The 16,749-nt window shown below is 72.1% G+C and carries 17 protein-coding genes; 8 read left to right on the plus strand and 9 right to left on the minus strand.

Going from position 1 to position 16,749, the window contains the following annotated elements; genetic code table 11:
- Window positions 1–55 precede the first annotated feature (55 nt).
- Both ACX9MN_RS00445 and ACX9MN_RS00450 read left to right on the plus strand, forming a co-directional pair.
- The gene (locus ACX9MN_RS00445) at window positions 56–1,375 is read left to right on the plus strand and encodes an MFS transporter (RefSeq protein ID WP_020092414.1); all 1,320 of its coding nucleotides are present in this window, start codon (window positions 56–58) and stop codon (window positions 1,373–1,375) included.
- 68 nt (window positions 1,376–1,443) lie between these two features.
- Window positions 1,444–1,641 carry a hypothetical protein gene (locus tag ACX9MN_RS00450; RefSeq protein ID WP_091682246.1) on the plus strand — a complete coding sequence of 66 codons (198 nt, stop codon included), beginning with the start codon at window positions 1,444–1,446 and terminating at the stop codon, window positions 1,639–1,641.
- 102 nt (window positions 1,642–1,743) lie between these two features.
- On the opposite strand, the gene ACX9MN_RS00455 is transcribed toward ACX9MN_RS00450, so the two are convergent.
- The 3 genes from ACX9MN_RS00455 to ACX9MN_RS00465 form a co-directional block, all read right to left on the minus strand.
- Entirely contained in the window at window positions 1,744–2,613 is an 870-nt protein-coding gene (locus ACX9MN_RS00455) for an amidohydrolase family protein (RefSeq protein WP_020092412.1), read from the minus strand.
- Window positions 2,614–2,615: 2 nt separating this feature from the next.
- The gene (locus ACX9MN_RS00460) at window positions 2,616–3,920 is read right to left on the minus strand and encodes an MFS transporter (protein ID WP_026604804.1); all 1,305 of its coding nucleotides are present in this window, start codon (window positions 3,918–3,920) and stop codon (window positions 2,616–2,618) included.
- Window positions 3,921–4,059: 139 nt separating this feature from the next.
- Window positions 4,060–4,593, minus strand: coding sequence for a hypothetical protein (locus ACX9MN_RS00465; RefSeq protein WP_091927252.1), 534 nt, complete (start codon window positions 4,591–4,593; stop codon window positions 4,060–4,062).
- Window positions 4,594–4,816: 223 nt separating this feature from the next.
- Here ACX9MN_RS00465 and ACX9MN_RS00470 point away from each other — a divergent pair, with 223 nt between their 5' ends.
- Entirely contained in the window at window positions 4,817–5,566 is a 750-nt protein-coding gene (locus ACX9MN_RS00470) for a phosphodiester glycosidase family protein (RefSeq protein ID WP_091927307.1), read from the plus strand.
- Between the two features lie 9 nt (window positions 5,567–5,575).
- Here ACX9MN_RS00470 and ACX9MN_RS00475 read toward each other — a convergent pair whose 3' ends face one another.
- Window positions 5,576–6,694, minus strand: a complete 1,119-nt coding sequence (locus tag ACX9MN_RS00475; RefSeq protein WP_091927251.1) for an NADH:flavin oxidoreductase/NADH oxidase — start codon at window positions 6,692–6,694, stop codon at window positions 5,576–5,578.
- A gap of 187 nt (window positions 6,695–6,881) precedes the next feature.
- Here ACX9MN_RS00475 and ACX9MN_RS00480 point away from each other — a divergent pair, with 187 nt between their 5' ends.
- Entirely contained in the window at window positions 6,882–7,355 is a 474-nt protein-coding gene (locus tag ACX9MN_RS00480; protein ID WP_020092407.1) for a phospholipase A2 family protein, read from the plus strand.
- Window positions 7,356–7,403: 48 nt separating this feature from the next.
- Here the strand turns inward: ACX9MN_RS00480 and ACX9MN_RS00485 are convergent, their stop codons facing one another.
- Both ACX9MN_RS00485 and ACX9MN_RS00490 read right to left on the minus strand, forming a co-directional pair.
- Window positions 7,404–9,332 carry a propionyl-CoA synthetase gene (locus ACX9MN_RS00485; protein WP_103985464.1) on the minus strand — a complete coding sequence of 643 codons (1,929 nt, stop codon included), beginning with the start codon at window positions 9,330–9,332 and terminating at the stop codon, window positions 7,404–7,406.
- 205 nt (window positions 9,333–9,537) lie between these two features.
- Complete coding sequence (locus tag ACX9MN_RS00490) at window positions 9,538–9,720, minus strand: YdcH family protein (RefSeq protein WP_012318068.1); 183 nt, start codon at window positions 9,718–9,720, stop codon at window positions 9,538–9,540.
- A gap of 131 nt (window positions 9,721–9,851) precedes the next feature.
- On the opposite strand from ACX9MN_RS00490, the gene ACX9MN_RS00495 reads away from it, so the two are divergent.
- The 4 genes from ACX9MN_RS00495 (at window position 9,852) to ACX9MN_RS00510 (ending at window position 13,006) form a co-directional block, all read left to right on the plus strand.
- Window positions 9,852–10,112 carry a YdcH family protein gene (locus tag ACX9MN_RS00495; RefSeq protein WP_081636461.1) on the plus strand — a complete coding sequence of 87 codons (261 nt, stop codon included), beginning with the start codon at window positions 9,852–9,854 and terminating at the stop codon, window positions 10,110–10,112.
- A gap of 78 nt (window positions 10,113–10,190) precedes the next feature.
- Window positions 10,191–10,691, plus strand: a complete 501-nt coding sequence (purE, locus tag ACX9MN_RS00500) for a 5-(carboxyamino)imidazole ribonucleotide mutase (protein ID WP_020092404.1) — start codon at window positions 10,191–10,193, stop codon at window positions 10,689–10,691.
- Window positions 10,688–11,800 carry a 5-(carboxyamino)imidazole ribonucleotide synthase gene (locus ACX9MN_RS00505; protein ID WP_091979844.1) on the plus strand — a complete coding sequence of 371 codons (1,113 nt, stop codon included), beginning with the start codon at window positions 10,688–10,690 and terminating at the stop codon, window positions 11,798–11,800. Before purE ends, ACX9MN_RS00505 begins: the two co-directional genes overlap by 4 nt.
- Before the next feature lie 333 nt (window positions 11,801–12,133).
- Window positions 12,134–13,006, plus strand: a complete 873-nt coding sequence (locus ACX9MN_RS00510) for a tetratricopeptide repeat protein (protein ID WP_020092402.1) — start codon at window positions 12,134–12,136, stop codon at window positions 13,004–13,006.
- Between the two features lie 116 nt (window positions 13,007–13,122).
- Here ACX9MN_RS00510 and ACX9MN_RS00515 read toward each other — a convergent pair whose 3' ends face one another.
- The 3 genes from ACX9MN_RS00515 to ACX9MN_RS00525 form a co-directional block, all read right to left on the minus strand.
- Window positions 13,123–14,277 (minus strand): acyl-CoA dehydrogenase family protein, encoded by a 1,155-nt coding sequence (locus tag ACX9MN_RS00515; RefSeq protein ID WP_132368673.1) that lies wholly within the window; start codon window positions 14,275–14,277, stop codon window positions 13,123–13,125.
- A 74-nt stretch (window positions 14,278–14,351) separates the two neighbouring features.
- Window positions 14,352–15,548 (minus strand): acyl-CoA dehydrogenase family protein, encoded by a 1,197-nt coding sequence (locus ACX9MN_RS00520; RefSeq protein ID WP_091979848.1) that lies wholly within the window; start codon window positions 15,546–15,548, stop codon window positions 14,352–14,354.
- A gap of 4 nt (window positions 15,549–15,552) precedes the next feature.
- The gene (locus ACX9MN_RS00525) at window positions 15,553–16,740 is read right to left on the minus strand and encodes an acetyl-CoA C-acyltransferase (RefSeq protein WP_132368674.1); all 1,188 of its coding nucleotides are present in this window, start codon (window positions 16,738–16,740) and stop codon (window positions 15,553–15,555) included.
- Window positions 16,741–16,749 lie beyond the last annotated feature (9 nt).

The raw sequence follows: 16,749 nt of genomic DNA on the forward strand, positions 1-16,749 counted from the left end.
GGCAGACTGGCGCATGCAGGGCGGCGTTTGAATTCATAATGCCGCGCGAGGATCGATGGCCGTCACGACCGCAAGCCCGGCCGCCGGGCCCGGACAGAACCAGTCGGCGCGCGCGGCGCTCGCGGCCTTCGTGGGCACCACGATCGAGTGGTACGACTTCTTCATCTACGGCACGGCGGCGGCCCTGGTGTTCGGGCCGCTCTTCTTCACGGCGGAATCGCCCTACATCGCGACGCTCTCGGCCTTCGGCACCTTCGCGGTCGGCTTCCTCGCACGGCCACTCGGCGGCCTGATTTTCGGCCATCTCGGCGACCGGTTCGGGCGCAAGCGCGCCCTGGTGGCGACGCTCGTGATGATGGGCATCGCCACCTCGTGCATCGGCCTGCTGCCGACCTACGCGTCGGTCGGCCTGTGGGCGCCGGTGATGCTGGTGGTCCTGCGGCTGATCCAGGGTCTCGCGGTCGGCGGCGAGTGGGGTGGGGCGGTGCTGATGGCCGCCGAGCACGCGCCGGCCGGGCGCAACACCTTCTTCGCCTCCTTCGCGCAGCTCGGCAGCCCGGCCGGGCAGATCCTGTCGCTGCTGGCCTTCCGGCTCGCGGGCCTCCTCGACAAGGAGAGCTTCCTGACCTGGGGCTGGCGGGTGCCGTTCCTCGTCAGCATCCTGCTGCTCGGCGTCGGGCTCGCGATCCGCCTCGGCGTCGCGGAATCCCCGGCCTTCGAGAAGGCCCGGGCCGCCGGCGGGCCGCCGCCGGCGCCGGTGCGCGAGGTGCTGACGACCTGCCTGAAGCCGGTGCTGCTGGCGGCGGGGGCCAACACCTTCGCGATCGCCTCGGTCTACCTGTTCAACACCTTCATGATCGCGTTCACCACGCAGTATCTCGGCATCGCGCGGGCGACGATCCTCGACGCCCTGCTGATCGCCGCCGTGGTCCAGCTGGTGATGACCCCGGTGGGCGCCCGGATTGCCGAGCTGATCCGCAATGAACGGCTGTTCCTCCAGGGGACGCTGGTCTGGGCGATGCTGGCCCCCTACCCGCTGTTCTGGCTGGTCGAGACGCAGTCGGTGCCCCTGATCGTGCTGGGGCTCGCCCTCAACGTCATCGGCAGCGCGACCTTCTACGCGGTGATCGCCGGCTACCTCGCGGGCGCCTTCCCGACGCGGGTGCGCTACACGGCGATCTCGATCGCGTACCAGTTCTGCGGGGCGCTCGCCGGCGGCCTGACGCCGATCGTCGGCACCGTGCTGGCCGAGCGCTTCCAGGGCCACTGGTGGCCGATCGCGGTGTTCGGCACGGCGCTGGCCGGCGTGTCGTTCCTGTGCGTCACGGCGATCGGCGGCTACCGGGCGCGGCAGCGGGGTTTCCTCGACGGGTGAGCGCGGCCGGTCAAAGGCGCCGGATCCGGGTAACGCGGGATTCAGACCGGTGGTCCAGGATCGGCGGCATGGATTCGATCGCCGCAGCCGCCGTCCAGATGCTGGGTTCGTCCCAGAACCAGCAGATCGGCATCGCCGTCGCCAAGCAGCAGCTCTCCGCCGACAAGGCGGTCGCCGGGCTGGTGGCGGACAGCGCCGCCCAGGCGGCGAGCGCCGGCCCGCCGGCCCCTCCCGGACAGGGCCAGAGCGTCGACCTGCGGGTCTGACGGAGACGCCGCGCTCCGCTTTCCGGGCCTCGCGCGAACCTGGGGTGCTTCGCTGCGCGCGCGATGTCGGCGGGCTCTCCGGCGGCCGTTGAACGGCCGCCCCTACCCGAAGCCGTAGAGCCGCCGTGGGTTGTCCACGAACACCATCCGGCGCCGGTCCGCGTCCGGCACCCAGTCGGCCATCAGGTCGAGGAGTTCCCGCGTCCGCGGCGGCCCGTCCCAGGCGGCCACGTGCGGCCAGTCCGAGCCCCAGAGGCAGCGGTCCGGCGCGGCGTCGTTGAGCGCCCGGGCGAAGGGGATCGTGTCGGCGTAGGGGGGCCCGGTCACGGAATCCCGGAAGGCGCCCGAGAGCTTGACCCAGTTGCCGTCGGCGACGAGGCCGAGCAGTGCCCGGAACCCCGGATGGTCCACGCCCGCCGAGGTCGGCATGTGGCCCATATGGTCGAAGACCAGCGGCACGGGCAGCCGCGCCAGCCGGCCGGCGATCGGCGGCAACTCGCGGGCATCGAGCAGGAACTGGAGGTGCCAGCCCATCTCGCGGGCGAGCGCCCCGTAGGACTCGACCGCGTCGAGCCCGACCCCGCCGCCGAACAGGACGTTGAGGCGCAGGCCGACCACGCCTGCCTCCTTCAGCGCGGCGAGCTCCGCGTCGGGCAGGCCGAGCGGGATCACCGCGACGCCGCGCAGGCGCTGCCGGTGGGCGCGCAGCGTCTCGACCATCAGCCGGTTGTCGGTGCCGTGCACGCTGACCTGGATCAGCACGCCGTTGGCCATGCCGGTCCCGTCGAGCATCGCCAGATACCGCTCGGCCGGCGCCGCCGGGGGCGTGTAGCTGCGGTCCGCCACCAGGGGATAGTCCGGCGGCAGGCCGATGACGTGGGCGTGCGTGTCGACCGCACCCTCCGGCACGGCGTAGCGGGTCGGGCCTTCCGGATGCGGGTCCGGGGCGGGGCAGTCTCGGATCTCGGGCATGATCAGGAATCCGCGTGCAGGACCTTGCCGCGCGTCTCGGGCAGCGCGAAGGCCGCCAGGAAGAAGATCCCGTAGGCGACGGCCGCGAAGATCGCGATGGCCGAGGCGAGGCCGGCGCGCTCTGCGAGGTAGCCGACCAGCGCCGGGAACAGGGCGCCGATGCCGCGGCCGAAATTGTAGCAGAACCCCTGCCCCGAGCCGCGCAGGCGGGTCGGGTACAGTTCGGTCAGGAAGGCGCCCATGCCGGAGAAGTAGCCGGAGGCGAAGAAGCCCAGCGGGAAGCCCAGCACCCAGAGCACGCCGTTCGAGAGCGGGATCTGCGTGTAGGCCACGATCACCGCGATGGCGCCCAGCGAGAAGATCAGGAAGAGCGGCCGCCGGCCGAGCCGGTCGGCGAGCCACGCGCCCACGAGGTAGCCGGTGAACGAGCCGATGATCAGGGCCGCGAGGTAGCCGGTGGAGGACACGATCGACAGGTGGCGCTCGGTGGTCAGGAAGCGCGGCACCCAGGTGGTGATCGCGTAGTAGCCGCCCTGGCAGCCCGCCGCCGCCAGGGAGGCGAGCAGCGTCGTCTTGAGGATCGGGCCGGAGAAGATCTCCCAGATCTGCGGCCGGTCGCCCGTGGCGGCGGCCCGGGCGCGGGATTCGGCGGCGACCTCCGGCTCCTTCACGTAGCGGCGCAGGTAGAACACCAGCAGCGCCGGCAGCGCGCCCACCGCGAACATCCAGCGCCACGCGGTCTCGGGCGGCAGAAGCGAGAACAGCACCGCCTGCGACAGGACCGCGAGGCCCCAGCCGATCGCCCAGCCGGACTGGACCGAGCCCACCGCCCGGCCGCGATACTCGGCCCGGATCGTCTCGCCGATCAGCACGGCGCCGGCCGCCCACTCGCCGCCGAAGCCGAGGCCGAGCAGCGCCCGCGCGATGAGCAGCTGCTCGAAGTTCTGCACGAAGGCGCAGAGGAGGGAGAACAGCGAGAACCAGAGGATCGTGATCTGCAGCGTCAGCACCCGGCCGATGCGGTCGGCGACGAAGCCCGCGAGCCAGCCGCCGAGCGCCGAGGCCAGCAGCGTCACCGTGGCGGCGAGCCCGGCCGTGCCGGCATCGACGTGCCACAGCGCCATGATCGTGCCGATCACCAGCGGGTAGATCATGAAGTCCATGCCGTCGAGGCACCAGCCGGCGGCGCACGCCCAGAAGGTGTGCCGCTCCGGCGGCGTCATCGATCGGTAGAAGGCGGTGAGGCTGGCGTCGCGGATCTCGACCGCGTCCACGCCCGTGGGCCCCTGCCCGGTTGCTGAACTCATCACCGCCTCCCGCCGCCCGATACCAGTATCAGCGTCCCGGGCAGAGCTGTCCAACGATGCGGCGGATCACGCAAGCAAACGGAAAGGAAAAGGCCGCCCGGAGGCGGCCTGTCCCGTTCTTTTCACGCTCGATCGAGGCTCAGTAGCAGCGCTCGACCAGAACCCGCCGGTAGCCGTAGGGCGTCCAGCGCACCCGCGGGACCGTGTAACAGCCGCCGCCGTAGCCGTAATCGCCGCCGTACCCGTAGCCGACGGGGGCGTAGCCGCCGCCGTAACCGTAGCCGTAACCCGGGTAGCCGTAGCCGCCGTAGAGACCACCGGCCGCGAGGCCGAGCCCGACGCCGAGGCCCAGGCCGCCGAGCCCGTAGCCGTAGCCGCCGCGGTAGCCGTAACCGCCGCGCCAGCCGTAGCCCCGGCCGTAGAAGCCGCGGCCGTAGCCGAAGCCGCCCGGACGGAAGCCGACGCCGCGGAAGCCGCCGCCGAAGCCGCCGTTGCGGAAGCCGCCGAACCCGCCGCCGCGGAAGCCGCCGCCGAACCCGCCACCGTGGAAGCCGCCGCCGAAACCGCCGCCATGGAAGCCGCCGCCGCCGAAGCCGCGCGCGTCCGCGCTGGCCGGCGCCAAGGCCAGAGCACCCGCCGCCAGCAGGGCCGAGCCGAGCACTGCACCCTTCATCACGTCATCTCCGTGGAAACACGCCCTCTGCGGCTAAGAACGCTCGAACCGGTAAAACGGTCCAGCCCCGGCCGCGGCGCGCGGTCGCGAGACGCACCCGGCCGCGTCCGGACCCATCCGGGCGCGGCTCGGACACGAAATTCGCCGCTTTCCAGGGCGAAGGGCGGGCCGAACGAGCTTCGCCGTCCCCGACTCGCCGTCCCCGAGCTGCCTGGAACGAATGATGATGCTGCGCCCGGCTCACGCCCTCTTGATCACGCTGCTCGCCCTCGCGGCCCCGGCCCGGGCGGCCGCCCCGGCCGCGACGGAGCCCTGCCGGGCGGTCGAGGCGCAGGGTGAGACCTTCACGGTCTGCACCATCGACCTCCGGAAGCAGCGGCTGCGGCTGTTCTGGCTCCAGGACGACGGCAAGCCCTACGGCGCCCTCGGCACCCTCGCCGAGAAGCAGGGCGGCCGCCTCGCCTTCGCGATGAACGCCGGCATGTACGACAAGGACCAGGCGCCGGTCGGCCTCTACGTCGAGAACGGGCACGAGCTGAAGCGCGTCTCCACGGCGGACGGGCCGGGCAATTTCCACCTGAAGCCCAACGGGATCTTCTGGCTGAAGGGTGAGCGCGCCGGGGTGGTCGACACGTCCCGCTACCTGCGGGCGAAGATCCGGCCGGATTTCGCCACGCAGTCCGGGCCGATGCTGGTGATCGACGGCCAGATCCACCCGAAGATCGCCGCCGACGGGCCGAGCCAGAAGATCCGCAACGGCGTCGGCGTGCCCGGCGACGGGCACGTGGCGATCTTCGCGATCTCCGAGCGCCCGGTGACCTTCGGCGCCTTCGCGCGGCTGTTCCGCGACGATCTCGGCTGCCGGAACGCCCTGTTCCTCGACGGCTCGGTCTCCAGCCTCTACGCGCCGAACCTCGGCCGCACCGACATCAGCCGCCCTCTCGGGCCGCTGGTCGGCGCGCTGCCGCGGTGAGGGCCGCCCTCAGCGCTGGCCGAAGGCCGTGTCCTTGAACAGGTCCTTGTACTCCCGCGGCTGCGAGCGCCAGTACTGCTTGGGCGCGCGCACCCGGGCGCCGAGCTCGGCGGCGGCGTGCCAGGGCCAGCGCGGATCGTACAGCATGGCGCGGGCGAGCGAGATCGCGTCCGCCCGGCCCTCCTGCAGGATCGTCTCCGCCTGCCGGGCCTCGGTGATCAGCCCGACCGCGATGGTGGTGAGCCCGGTCTCCGCCTTGATCCGCTCGGCGTAGGGCACCTGATAGCCCGGCCCGAGCCTGATCGCCTGCTTGGGCGAGACGCCGCCCGTGGAGACGTGGAGCGCCGGCGATCCGGCCCGCTTGAGGGCCTGGGCCAGCTCCACCGTCTCGTCGAGATCCCAGCCGTCCTCGACCCAGTCGGTGGCCGAGACCCGCAGCCAGACCGGGCTGCCGGCGGGGACGACATCCCGCACCGCGTCGTAGACCTCCAGGGGGAAGCGCATGCGGTTGGCGAGGCTGCCGCCGTATTCATCTGTCCGCTTGTTGGCGATCGGCGACAGGAACTGGTGCAGCAGGTAGCCGTGGGCGCCGTGCAGCTCGACGGCCTCGATGCCGAGGCGCACGGCCCGCTTGGCGGTGGCCACGAACTGGTCGCGGACGCGCTTCAGGTCGGCGGCGTCGAGGGCGTGGGGCGGGACCTCGCCCTCCCCGTGCGCGACCGCCGAGGGCGCCTCGGTGCGCCAGCCGTAGGCGTGCTCCGGCGCGATCTGCTGGCCGCCGGCCCAGGGGGCCTCGCTGGACGCCTTGCGCCCGGCATGGGCGATCTGGATGCAGACCGGGATCGGCGCGTACTCGCGCACGGCGTCGAGCACCCGACCCAGCGCCCGCTCGCAGCCGTCGTTGTAGAGGCCGAGATCCCAGGCGGTGATCCGCGCCTCCGGGGAGACCGCGGTGGCCTCCAGGGTCAGCAGGCCAGCCCCCGACATGGCGAGCTGGCCGAGATGCATCATGTGCCAGTCGGTCGCCTCGCCGTCCCGCGCCGAGTACTGGCACATCGGCGCGACGAGGATGCGGTTCTCGAGCGTCAGCGCGTCGAGCGTCAGCGGTTCGAACAGGCGAGCGGTCATCGGCAACTCCTGGTGGAGGGTTCACTCTGGCCCAGGACGGGCGCGCCGGCCAGTGCGGTGCGGCAGAGCACCTCTGCGAGCGGGCGTTGCGGGAACTTGCGGATGTGGCCGCCCGTTTCCTGGCCTGTCGCCGCATCGCGGCAATCGACGCGAACCGCCTGAGGGGGCGAGATCGCCCGAGGTCCAGATGATGCTCACCAGACTCGCCGTCCCGCTCGCCCTGGCCGCCGGCTGCGCCGCCCTCGCGGGCACCGCCCAGGCCCAGCCCGCCGCCTTCGGCGGCCCCAAGATGCTGATCCACGGGAATTACTGCGGACCGGGCAACAACGCGCCCCTCCCGCCGATCGACGCCCTCGATGCCGCCTGCGCCCGCCACGACGCCTGCACGCCGAACGGCGGCCTGCCTTCGGAGGCCTGCAATCTCCGCCTGCAACAGGAGGCGACGCTGATCTCGCGCGATCCGCGGCAGCCGCAGGATGTCCGGTCCCTCGCCGGCCTCGTGGCCGCCACCGCGACGCTGATCCCGTCCGAGCCGAACGCCCGGCGCGTCCCGGCCTCGGTCACCACGGGTCCGACCGCGGGGACCTACGCGCCCGCCCTGACGCAGCCGGCGCCGACGGTCGATATCGACACCGACGACGACGGCGCCGACGCGGATTGAGGCGGGCCGCGATCGCCCGTCAACGCGCAAGCGGCGCGGTCCGGCACCCTACCGGTCCGCGCCGATCCCCCGGTCCTTCAGGCTGTCGCCGATCTCGTCGAGAGCCGCCGCGTCGTCGATCGTCGCCGGCATCGTCCACGGCTCGTGATCGGCGATGCGCTTCATCGTGGCCCGCAGGATCTTCCCCGACCGGGTCTTGGGCAGCCGCGGCACGGTCAGCGCCAGCTTGAAGGCCGCCACCGGGCCGATCTCGTCCCGCACCTTGGCGACGAGTTCCCGCTCGATCGTCTCGGTCGGCCGGGCGACGCCGGCCTTCAGCACCACGAACCCGCAGGGCACCTCTCCCTTCAGCGCGTCGCGGATGCCGATGACCGCGCATTCCGCCACGTCCGGGTGGCTCGCCAGCACCGCCTCCATGCCGCCGGTGGACAGACGGTGGCCCGCGACGTTGATGATGTCGTCGGTCCGTCCCAGGACCGTGATGTAGCCGTCGGCGTCGATCACCCCGGCATCCGACGTGTCGTAGTAGCCCGGGAAGGTGGCGAGGTAACTCGACCGCATCCGGTCGTCCGAGCCCCAGAGGGTCGGCAGGCAGCCGGGCGGCAGGGGCAGGCGGATCGCGATGGTGCCCATGGTCCCCGCCGGAACCGGCTTCCCGCCCTCGTCCAGGACTTCGACCCGGTAACCCGGCATCGGCACGCAGGTGCTGCCGTGCTTCACCGGCAGGAGGCCGAGGCCCATCGGGTTGCCGGCGATCGGCCAGCCGGTCTCGGTCTGCCACCAGTGGTCGACGACCGGTCGGCCCAATACGCGCTCGGCCCAGGCGACCGAGTCGGGGTCAGCGCGCTCGCCCGCCAGGAACAGGCTGCGGAAGGCCGAGAGGTCGTGATCGGCGATCCGGGCGCCCTTCGAATCCTCCTTCTTGATCGCCCGCAGGGCCGTGGGCGCGGTGAACAGGCAGACCACCCCGTACTCGGCGACCACCCGCCAGAAGGCACCGGCATCGGGCGTGCCGACAGGTTTTCCCTCGTAGAGGACCGTGGTGCAGCCGTGCAGGAGCGGCGCGTAGACGATGTAGGAATGACCGACGACCCAGCCGATGTCGGAGGCGCAGAAGTAGGTCTCGCCGGGCTGGACGCCGTAGAGGTTCGGCATCGACCAGGCCAGGGCGACGAGGTAGCCACCGGTATCGCGGACCACGCCCTTCGGCTTCCCGGTCGTGCCGGAGGTGTAGAGGACGTAGAGCGGGTCGGTGGCGGCGACCGGCACGCACGCCGCGCTCCGCCCCGCCGTCCGGGCGGCCGCCACGGTCTCACCCCAGTCGCGATCCCGGTCCGCGACGAGGGTCGCGGGCCCTTGCGGGCGCTGGAGGATCAGGCAGGCCTCCGGCTTGTGCCGCGAGGCCGCGATCGCCGCGTCGAGGAGCGGCTTGTAGGCGACCACGCGGTTCGGCTCGATCCCGCAGGAGGCGGCGAGCACCACCTTCGGCGCCGCGTCCTCGATCCGCACCGCCAGCTCGTTGGCCGCGAAGCCGCCGAACACCACCGAGTGAACCGCGCCGAGCCGGGCGCAGGCCAGCATGCCGAACAGCGCCTCGGGCACCATCGGCATGTACAGGATCACCCGGTCGCCCTTGCCGACGCCGAGGTCGGCCAGCACGGCGGCCAGCACCGCCACCTCGTCGCGCAGCGCCCGGTAGGTGATGCTGCGCTTGGTCCCGGTCACGGGCGAGTCGTAGCGGATCGCCACCTGATCCGCCCGGGCCCCGTCCGCGTGGCGGTCCACCGCGTTGTGGCAGGCGTTCAGGGTGCCGTCCGGGAACCAGCGTCCGTAGGGGCCGGAATCCGGCGCGAAGGCCCGCTCCGGCGCCCGCGCCCAGTCGAGGGCCCGCGCCGCACCGAGCCAGAACGCCTCGGGGTCGCGGCAGGCCGATTCGTAGATCTCCGGGTAGCGGCCCGGCAGGCTGGCTCTCGTCATCGGTTGGGCGTTTCCTCGCGGACCGCTCTCCGGCGGCGGGTCGCAGAGTAGCCCATTCTCGCGCGCACGGGAGTGGCCACGGGAGGGAGTGGCCACGGGCGTGACGGCCGCGGCTCGGTGCCCCCCATGAGAAAACCGCCGCACCGGGGCTCCCGATGCGGCGGTCGTCAGCGTGAATTCGCTATCGGATTGGACGTCTCAGGCGTCAGTGCAACGTGTCGTTGCCCGCCTGAAGCTTGTTGATCTCGTCCTTGAGGAGGAGTTTCCGTCGCTTCAGCTCGGCGATGTGGAGGTCGTTCGCCGAAGGTCTGTGGATCGCTTCCTGAATCTCGCGCTCGAGGGCTTCGTGCTTCCGGGCGAGTTGGTTCAGATGCGTCTGCAGCGACATGAGTCGAATCTCCTGTCATCGTTTCGACACAACGAGATTGGCACAGGATGCCGGACCTGTCGAAGCGTTTTCTGCTGCTAAGTCTGATGATTGCTTACCGCGCCGCCTTGTCCGGCGCCGGAGCGTGACGCATGCTCTCGGGCGACGAACGGTCTTCGGGTTCTCAGGTGACGATGGCGGACGAGGCGGGTGAGGGTGCGCAGTCGGACCTCCTGGGCGAACTGGCGCGGCTGCGCGAGGAGCACCGGGATCTCGACAGCGCCATCGAGGCGCTGGAGCGCAGCGTTGCCGGGGACCAGCTCCAGATCCAGCGCCTGAAGAAGCGCAAGCTCACGCTGCGCGACCGCATCTATCACATCGAGGACGCGCTCACGCCGGACATCATCGCCTGATGCCGGTGGACGCCCTCCGGCCCCGCCTTGCCGCAGGCCCGCGCCGCCTGTAAGCGCCCTCTTTTGCCGGGATCAACGATGGCGTCGCCTCCTCCGGTCGCGATCATCATGGGCAGCCAGTCCGACTGGGCGACCATGCGTCATGCCGCCGAGACGCTCGACGCGCTCGGCGTACCCTACGACGCGCGCATCGTGTCGGCCCACCGCACGCCGGACCGGCTCGTCGCCTTCGCCAAGGGCGCGGTCGCAGCCGGCCTCAAGGTGGTGATCGCCGGTGCGGGCGGCGCCGCGCACCTGCCCGGCATGGCGGCCGCGATGACCCGCCTGCCGGTCTTCGGCGTGCCGGTGGAGTCGAAGGCCCTCTCCGGCCAGGACAGCCTGCTCTCCATCGTCCAGATGCCGGCCGGCATCCCGGTGGGGACCCTGGCGATCGGCCGGGCCGGGGCGGTGAACGCGGCCCTGCTCGCCGCCGCCGTCCTGGCGCTGACCGATCCGGACCTGGCGGAGCGCCTGGAGGCGTGGCGCGCGGCCCAGAGCGCCTCGGTGGCCGAACGGCCGGTGACGGAAGAGAACGCGTGACGGACAAGATCCTCGGCCCCGGCTCCATCCTCGGCATCGTCGGTGGGGGCCAGCTCGGGCGCATGATCGCGCTCGCGGCGGCCGATTACGGCCTCAAGGCGCATGTCTACGCGCCCGACGCGGACAGCCCCGCCTTCGACGTGGCCGCCCGGACCACCTGCGCGGCCTACGACGACGCCGCGGCGCTGGCGGATTTCGCCCGCGGCGTCGACGTCGTGACCTACGAGTTCGAGAACATCCCGCACGCCACCGCCGACGTCCTCGCCCGGCACGCCGTCCTGCACCCGAACGCGCGCGCGCTCTCGACCACGCAGGACCGGCTCTCCGAGAAGGAGTTCATCAACGGCCTGGGCATTCCGACGGCGCCGTTCCGGGCGGTGGACACGCCCGACGACCTCGACCGGGCGATCGAGGTGATCGGCCTGCCGGCCGTGCTCAAGACCCGCCGCTTCGGCTACGACGGCAAGGGGCAGCGCATGCTCCGCGAGCGGGCCGAGGGCGACCGCAATGCCCTGTTCGCCGAGTTCGGCGGCGCGCCGCTGATCCTGGAGGGCTTCGTGCCGTTCGAGCGCGAGGTCTCGGTGGTGGGCGCGCGCGGGCGCGACGGCAGCTTCGCGGCCTACGACCTCTGCGAGAACGAGCACCGCGACCACATCCTCGCCCTGACCCGGGTGCCGGCGCCCGGCGTGTCCGCCGAAACGGGCCGCGCCGCCGTCGAGATCGCCCGGCGGATCGCCGACGCCCTCGACTATGTCGGCGTGCTCGCCGTCGAGATGTTCCTCGTCCGCGAGGACGGGGCGGAGCGGCTCGTGGTCAACGAGATCGCGCCCCGGGTGCACAATTCCGGCCACTGGACCAGCGAGGGCGCGCTGACTTCGCAGTTCGCCCAGCACGTGCGCGCCGTCTGCGGCTGGCCGCTGGGCGATGCGGGCCGGGTCGGCGGCCTGCCCGTCGAGATGCGCAACCTGATCGGCGCCCAGGCCGACGACTGGCACGCCCTGCTGGCCGAGCCCGGCGCCCACCTGCACCTGTACGGCAAGGGCGAGGCGCGCCCCGGCAGGAAGATGGGCCACGTCACGCGTCTCGGGCCTGGCCCGACCGGATCCTGAGGCTTCGAGGGCACACCCGCGTCGCCGCATGACCGCCGGAAGGCCGTTCGCGGTCCCGCGGAACGGTCGAGCCATACCTTCGCCACATCCCGCCGCTTCCACGACACCGTGGTCGGTTCCGAATGCTGCCGCTCGAGCCCGCCCGCACCGCTCCGGTCCCGCCGGGACCGGCGGGGGCCGGATCACGACGCGGCGCTTCTTAAGCCGGCCTTCACCGTGATGCGCGACGGTGCCCCGAACTCGGGCGTGCCCGGCGCTCGGCGCGGGCTCTTGGACTGTGAGGGGCGGGGCGGGCGCGCGCGGAGCGGGCGACGCCTCGGGGAGAGTGGGGCAATGAACGTACGCAACCGGCTGGGACGGAAGACGGCACTGATCGGCGCGGCCTTGGTCTCGGCTGCCGGCCTCGCGGGCTGCGAGACCGTCGGCAGCGCGGCCGGCCCGCGGCAATACGCGGTCCTGGAGAAGGACACGACCGGCGCCACGAACGTCAACATCGCCTCCCTGACCGAGGTCGTGCAGCGCAACCCGAACGACGCGGCGGCCTACAACACCCGCGGCGCCGCCTACGCCCGCGCCGGCCAGTTCAACGACGCCATCGGCGACTTCACCAAGGCGATCCAGCTCGATCCGAACTCCGCCTCCGCCTACAACAACCGCGCCCTGGCGAACCGCCAGATCGGCCGCGACGGCCCGGCGCTGCAGGACTTCTCCAAGGCGATCGGGATCGATCCGAATTACGGGCCGGCCTATATCGGCCGGGCCAATGTCGAGCGCGCGCAGGGCAACCTCGACCAGGCGCTGAACGACCTCAACGTCGCGATCCGCCTGAGCCCCGAATCCGCGCAGGCGTACCATGCCCGCGGCCTCGTGAAGCAGAAGCAGGGCCAGGACACCCAGGCGATCGCCGATTTCGACGCCGCCATCGACCGCGACCCGTTCGTGGCCGCGCCCTACGCGGCCCGCGGCCAGAGCCTGATCGCGACCAACCAGTACGCGAAGGCGATTGAGGACTACAACGCCGCGCTCAACGTGAATGCCAAGGACGCCACCTCCTGGGCCTATCGGGGCCTCGCCTACGAGAAGCAGGGCCAGCGCAAGGAGGCGATGGAGAACTACCAGCGCGCCTCGACGATCGACCCCAACAACACCGTCGCGCGGGCCGGCCTCGGCCGCGTCCAGGGCGGGGTCGGCACGCTGTTCAACTGATCGCTCCGTCATCGCGCGCGGAGCGAGGCGGCCCGGGGCAGCGCGACACGTTCGCGCGCGGCGCCACCGGATCGCTCCGCTCCGCCCGCAGGGACGGTGCCAGCGCCTGAGGCGAACTACGCCGCCAGCAGGCCGTTCTCGTCCTGCGTGATCCGGCGCAGGTGGTGGGCGGTGTCGCCGAGCTGGTACTCGATCATGGCGAGCCGCTTGAAGTGGTGGGCGCCGATATACTCGAGCGTCATGCCGATGCCGCCGTGGAGCTGCACCGCCTCCTGGCCGACGTAGCGGCAGGCCTTGTTGATCTGCACCTTCACGGCCGACAGGGCCGCCGCCCGCGCGCGCGGCTCGGGTGTGTCCATCATCATGGCGGCGTAGAGCGCCATGGAGCGGGCCTGCTCAAGCTGGATCAGCATGTCGACGGCGCGGTGCTGCAGCGCCTGGAACGAGCCGACGCTGACGCCGAACTGCTTGCGGGTCTTGAGGTACTCCACCGTGAGCTTGTGGAGCGCGTCCATGGAGCCCACCGCCTCGGCGGCGAGCGCCGCGATCCCGTGCTCCACCACCCGCTCCAGGAGCGGCAGGCCGCCCTCCGGGTCGCCGAGCGCCGCGTCGGCCGGGAGCGTCACGTCGGAGAAGGACACCTCGGCGGCCCGGCCGCCGTCCTGGGTCGGGTAGGCCTCGATGGCGACGCCGGGGGCGTCGGTCGGGACGAGGAACAGGCCGATCCCGCTCGGGTCGCGCCGCTCGCCCGAGACGCGGGCCGAGACCACCATCAGGCCGGCCGCGTCGGCGTTGGGCACGACGCTCTTCGCCCCGCTCAGCACGTAGCCCTCGCCGGAGCGCCGGGCGGTCGTCGCCACGTCGGCGAGGTCGTAGCGGGACTGGCGCTCGGTGTGGGCGAGGGTCAGGCGGAGGTCGCCGGCGACGAGTCCCGGGACGAGGCGCTCCCGCTGCGCGGCGCTGCCGCCGAGCCGCAGGGCCGTCGAGCCCAGCACGAGGCTCGCGAGCAGGGGCTCGACCACGAGGTTGCGGCCCACCGCCTCCATGACCAGCATGGTCTCGACCGGGCCGCCGCCGAGGCCGCCCTCGTCCTCGGAGAAGGGCAGGCCGGCGACCCCGAGTTCCGCGAAGGCCGCCCAGCCGTCCTCGGGGAAGCCGAGGGGCGCCTTGAGGCGCGCCTGCCGGCTCTCCAGCGACGGGTAGAGGTCGGCGGCCAGCCGCTCGACGCTGTCGCGCAGGAGCGACTGGTCCTCGTTCAGGTCGAAATCCATGGTGTTCCCTCGCGGAAATCGTCGGAGGCGCCCGGCACCTCAGGATGAGGGGGAGGACGGGGCGAGGCGACCGCTCACAACCCCAGGATGCCCTTGGCGATGACGTTGTGCTGGATCTCGTTCGAGCCGCCGTAGATCGAGACCTTGCGGTTGTTGAAGTAGCTCGGCGCCGCCGCGTCGACCCAGTCGAAGCCGCCGGGCAGGTTGTTGGCCCCGGCCCCGCGCGCGGGCGCCGCCAGGGCGAAGGGCCCGGCGAGCTCCACCAGCAGCTCGGTCGCCGCCTGCTGGAGCTGCGAGCCGCGGATCTTGAGCAGCGACGAGGCCGGGTCCGGCTCCACCGAATCCGCCCTTCCCTGCTTGGCCGCCACCCGCATCTGGGTGATCTCCAGGGCCTTCAGCTCGACCTCGACCTCCGCGACGCGGGCGCGGAAGGCGGGATCGTCCCACATCGTGCCGGACCCGGCCGGCATCTCGCGGGCCAGCCGCTTGATGCGGGCGATCCGCTCCTTGGTCAGCCCGATCCGGGCGATGCCGGTGCGCTCGTTGGCGAGCAGGAACTTCGCGTAGTCCCAGCCCCGGTTCTCCTCGCCGACGAGGTTCTCCACGGGCACGCGCACGGCGTCGAAGAAGACCTCGTTGACCTCGTGCCGCCCCTCCAGCGTCAGGATCGGCCGCACGGTGATCCCGGGCGTCGTCATGTCGATGAGCAGGAAGGAGATGCCGCGCTGCTTCTTGGCCTCGAAATCGGTGCGCACCAGGCAGAAGATCCAGTCGGCGTGCTGGCCGAGCGTCGTCCAGGTCTTCTGGCCGTCCACGACGTAGTGGTCGCCGTCGCGCACCGCCCTGGTCTTCAGCGAGGCGAGGTCCGAGCCGGCGCCCGGCTCGGAGAAGCCCTGGCACCACCAGTCGTCGAGGTTGGCGGCGCGCGGCAGGAAGCGCGCCTTCTGGTCCTGCCGCCCGAAGGTCGCCAGCACCGGGCCGAACATGTAGCAGTTGAATTGCTGGGGCAGCGGCACCGCCGCCTGGAACAGCTCCTCGGTGTAGATGTAGCGCTGGATCGGGGTCCAGTCCCGGCCCCCCCATTCCTGCGGCCAGTGCGGCACCGCCCAGCCCTTGGCGTTGAGGATCCGCTGGCTCGTGACGTAGTCCTCCTTCGAGAGACTGCGCCCCTCCGAAACCTTCTTCCGGATCTCCGTCGGGATTTCCGTCCTGCAGAAGGTCCGGACCTCGTCGCGGAACGCGATCTCGTCGTCGGTGAAGCGCAGGTCCATCGGCTCAGCTCCGGGCGATCTCGAACAGGCCGGCGCAGCCCTGGCCGCCGGCGACGCACATGGTCACGACGGCGTAGCGCGCGCCGCGGCGGCGGCCCTCCAGCAGGGCGTGGCCCACGAGCCGCGCCCCCGACATGCCGAACGGGTGGCCGACCGCGATGGCGCCGCCGTTGACGTTGACCTTCTCGGGGTCGATCCCGAGCGTGTCCCGGCAGTAGACCGACTGGGACGCGAAGGCCTCGTTCAGCTCCCACAGGTCGATGTCGGAGACGCGCAGGCCCTGGCGCTCGAGGAGCCGCGGCACCGCGAAGACCGGGCCGATGCCCATCTCGTCCGGCCCGCAGCCCGCCGAGGCGAAGCCTCGGAAGATGCCGAGCGGTTCGAGGCCGCGCCGCGCCGCCTCGTCGGCCGACATCAGCACGCTGGCCGAGGCGCCGTCCGAGAGCTGGCTGGCATTGCCCGCCGTGATGAAGGCCCCCTCCCCGCGCACGGGCTTGAGCTTGGACAGCCCCTCCAGGGTCGTGTCCGGGCGGTTGCCCTCGTCCTTGGCGAGCCGGGCCTCGACCTCCCGGGTCTCGCCGGTGGCCTTGTCGGTCACCGCCATGACGGCGCTCATCGGGACAATCTCGTCGTCGAACAGCCCGCATTCCTGCGCCGCAGCGGTCCGTCGCTGGCTCTCCAGGGCGAAGTGGTCCTGCGCCTCCCGGGAGATCCGATAGCGCTCCGCCACGATGTCGGCGGTCTCGATCATCGGCATGTAGATCGCCGGCAGATGCGCCTCCAGCCACGCGTTGCGGGTCAGCTCCCGCTGGACCTTCGGTTGGACGAGGCTGATCGACTCGACGCCGCCCGCCACCGCCACCGGCACGCCGTCGAGGATGATCCGGCGCGCCGCGCTGGCGATCGCCTCCAGGCCCGAGGCGCAGAAGCGCGAGACCGTGACGCCGGCCGACTCGACCGGGATCCCCGCCACCAGGGCCGCGTGGCGGGCGACGTTGCCGCCCGTGGCGTTCTCGGGATAGCCGCAGCCGAGCACCACCTCCTCGACGGCCGCGGGCTCCAGGGACGCCCGATCCAGGGCGCCGCGGATCGCGTGGGCCGCGAGGTCGGCGCCGCGGGTGAGGTTCAGCGCGCCGCGATGCGCCTTGCCGATGGGCGTGCGGGCGGTCGAGACGATCACCGCTTCGGTCATGATCGCTCT

The organism is Methylobacterium sp. 1A, assembly GCF_058072805.1.

Excerpts from the sequence above, each read along its gene's own strand:
- ACX9MN_RS00445 (WP_020092414.1), top strand. The coding sequence starts at position 56 with ATGGCCGTCACGACCGCAAGCCCGGCCGCCGGGCCCGGACAGAACCAG.
- ACX9MN_RS00450 (WP_091682246.1), top strand. The coding sequence starts at position 1,444 with ATGGATTCGATCGCCGCAGCCGCCGTCCAGATGCTGGGTTCGTCCCAG.
- ACX9MN_RS00455 (WP_020092412.1), bottom strand. The coding sequence starts at position 2,613 with ATGCCCGAGATCCGAGACTGCCCCGCCCCGGACCCGCATCCGGAAGGC.
- ACX9MN_RS00460 (WP_026604804.1), bottom strand. The coding sequence starts at position 3,920 with ATGAGTTCAGCAACCGGGCAGGGGCCCACGGGCGTGGACGCGGTCGAG.
- ACX9MN_RS00465 (WP_091927252.1), bottom strand. The coding sequence starts at position 4,593 with ATGAAGGGTGCAGTGCTCGGCTCGGCCCTGCTGGCGGCGGGTGCTCTG.
- ACX9MN_RS00470 (WP_091927307.1), top strand. The coding sequence starts at position 4,817 with ATGATGCTGCGCCCGGCTCACGCCCTCTTGATCACGCTGCTCGCCCTC.
- ACX9MN_RS00475 (WP_091927251.1), bottom strand. The coding sequence starts at position 6,694 with ATGACCGCTCGCCTGTTCGAACCGCTGACGCTCGACGCGCTGACGCTC.
- ACX9MN_RS00480 (WP_020092407.1), top strand. The coding sequence starts at position 6,882 with ATGATGCTCACCAGACTCGCCGTCCCGCTCGCCCTGGCCGCCGGCTGC.
- ACX9MN_RS00485 (WP_103985464.1), bottom strand. The coding sequence starts at position 9,332 with ATGACGAGAGCCAGCCTGCCGGGCCGCTACCCGGAGATCTACGAATCG.
- ACX9MN_RS00490 (WP_012318068.1), bottom strand. The coding sequence starts at position 9,720 with ATGTCGCTGCAGACGCATCTGAACCAACTCGCCCGGAAGCACGAAGCC.
- ACX9MN_RS00495 (WP_081636461.1), top strand. The coding sequence starts at position 9,852 with ATGCTCTCGGGCGACGAACGGTCTTCGGGTTCTCAGGTGACGATGGCG.
- purE (WP_020092404.1), top strand. The coding sequence starts at position 10,191 with ATGGCGTCGCCTCCTCCGGTCGCGATCATCATGGGCAGCCAGTCCGAC.
- ACX9MN_RS00510 (WP_020092402.1), top strand. The coding sequence starts at position 12,134 with ATGAACGTACGCAACCGGCTGGGACGGAAGACGGCACTGATCGGCGCG.
- ACX9MN_RS00515 (WP_132368673.1), bottom strand. The coding sequence starts at position 14,277 with ATGGATTTCGACCTGAACGAGGACCAGTCGCTCCTGCGCGACAGCGTC.
- ACX9MN_RS00520 (WP_091979848.1), bottom strand. The coding sequence starts at position 15,548 with ATGGACCTGCGCTTCACCGACGACGAGATCGCGTTCCGCGACGAGGTC.
- ACX9MN_RS00525 (WP_132368674.1), bottom strand. The coding sequence starts at position 16,740 with ATGACCGAAGCGGTGATCGTCTCGACCGCCCGCACGCCCATCGGCAAG.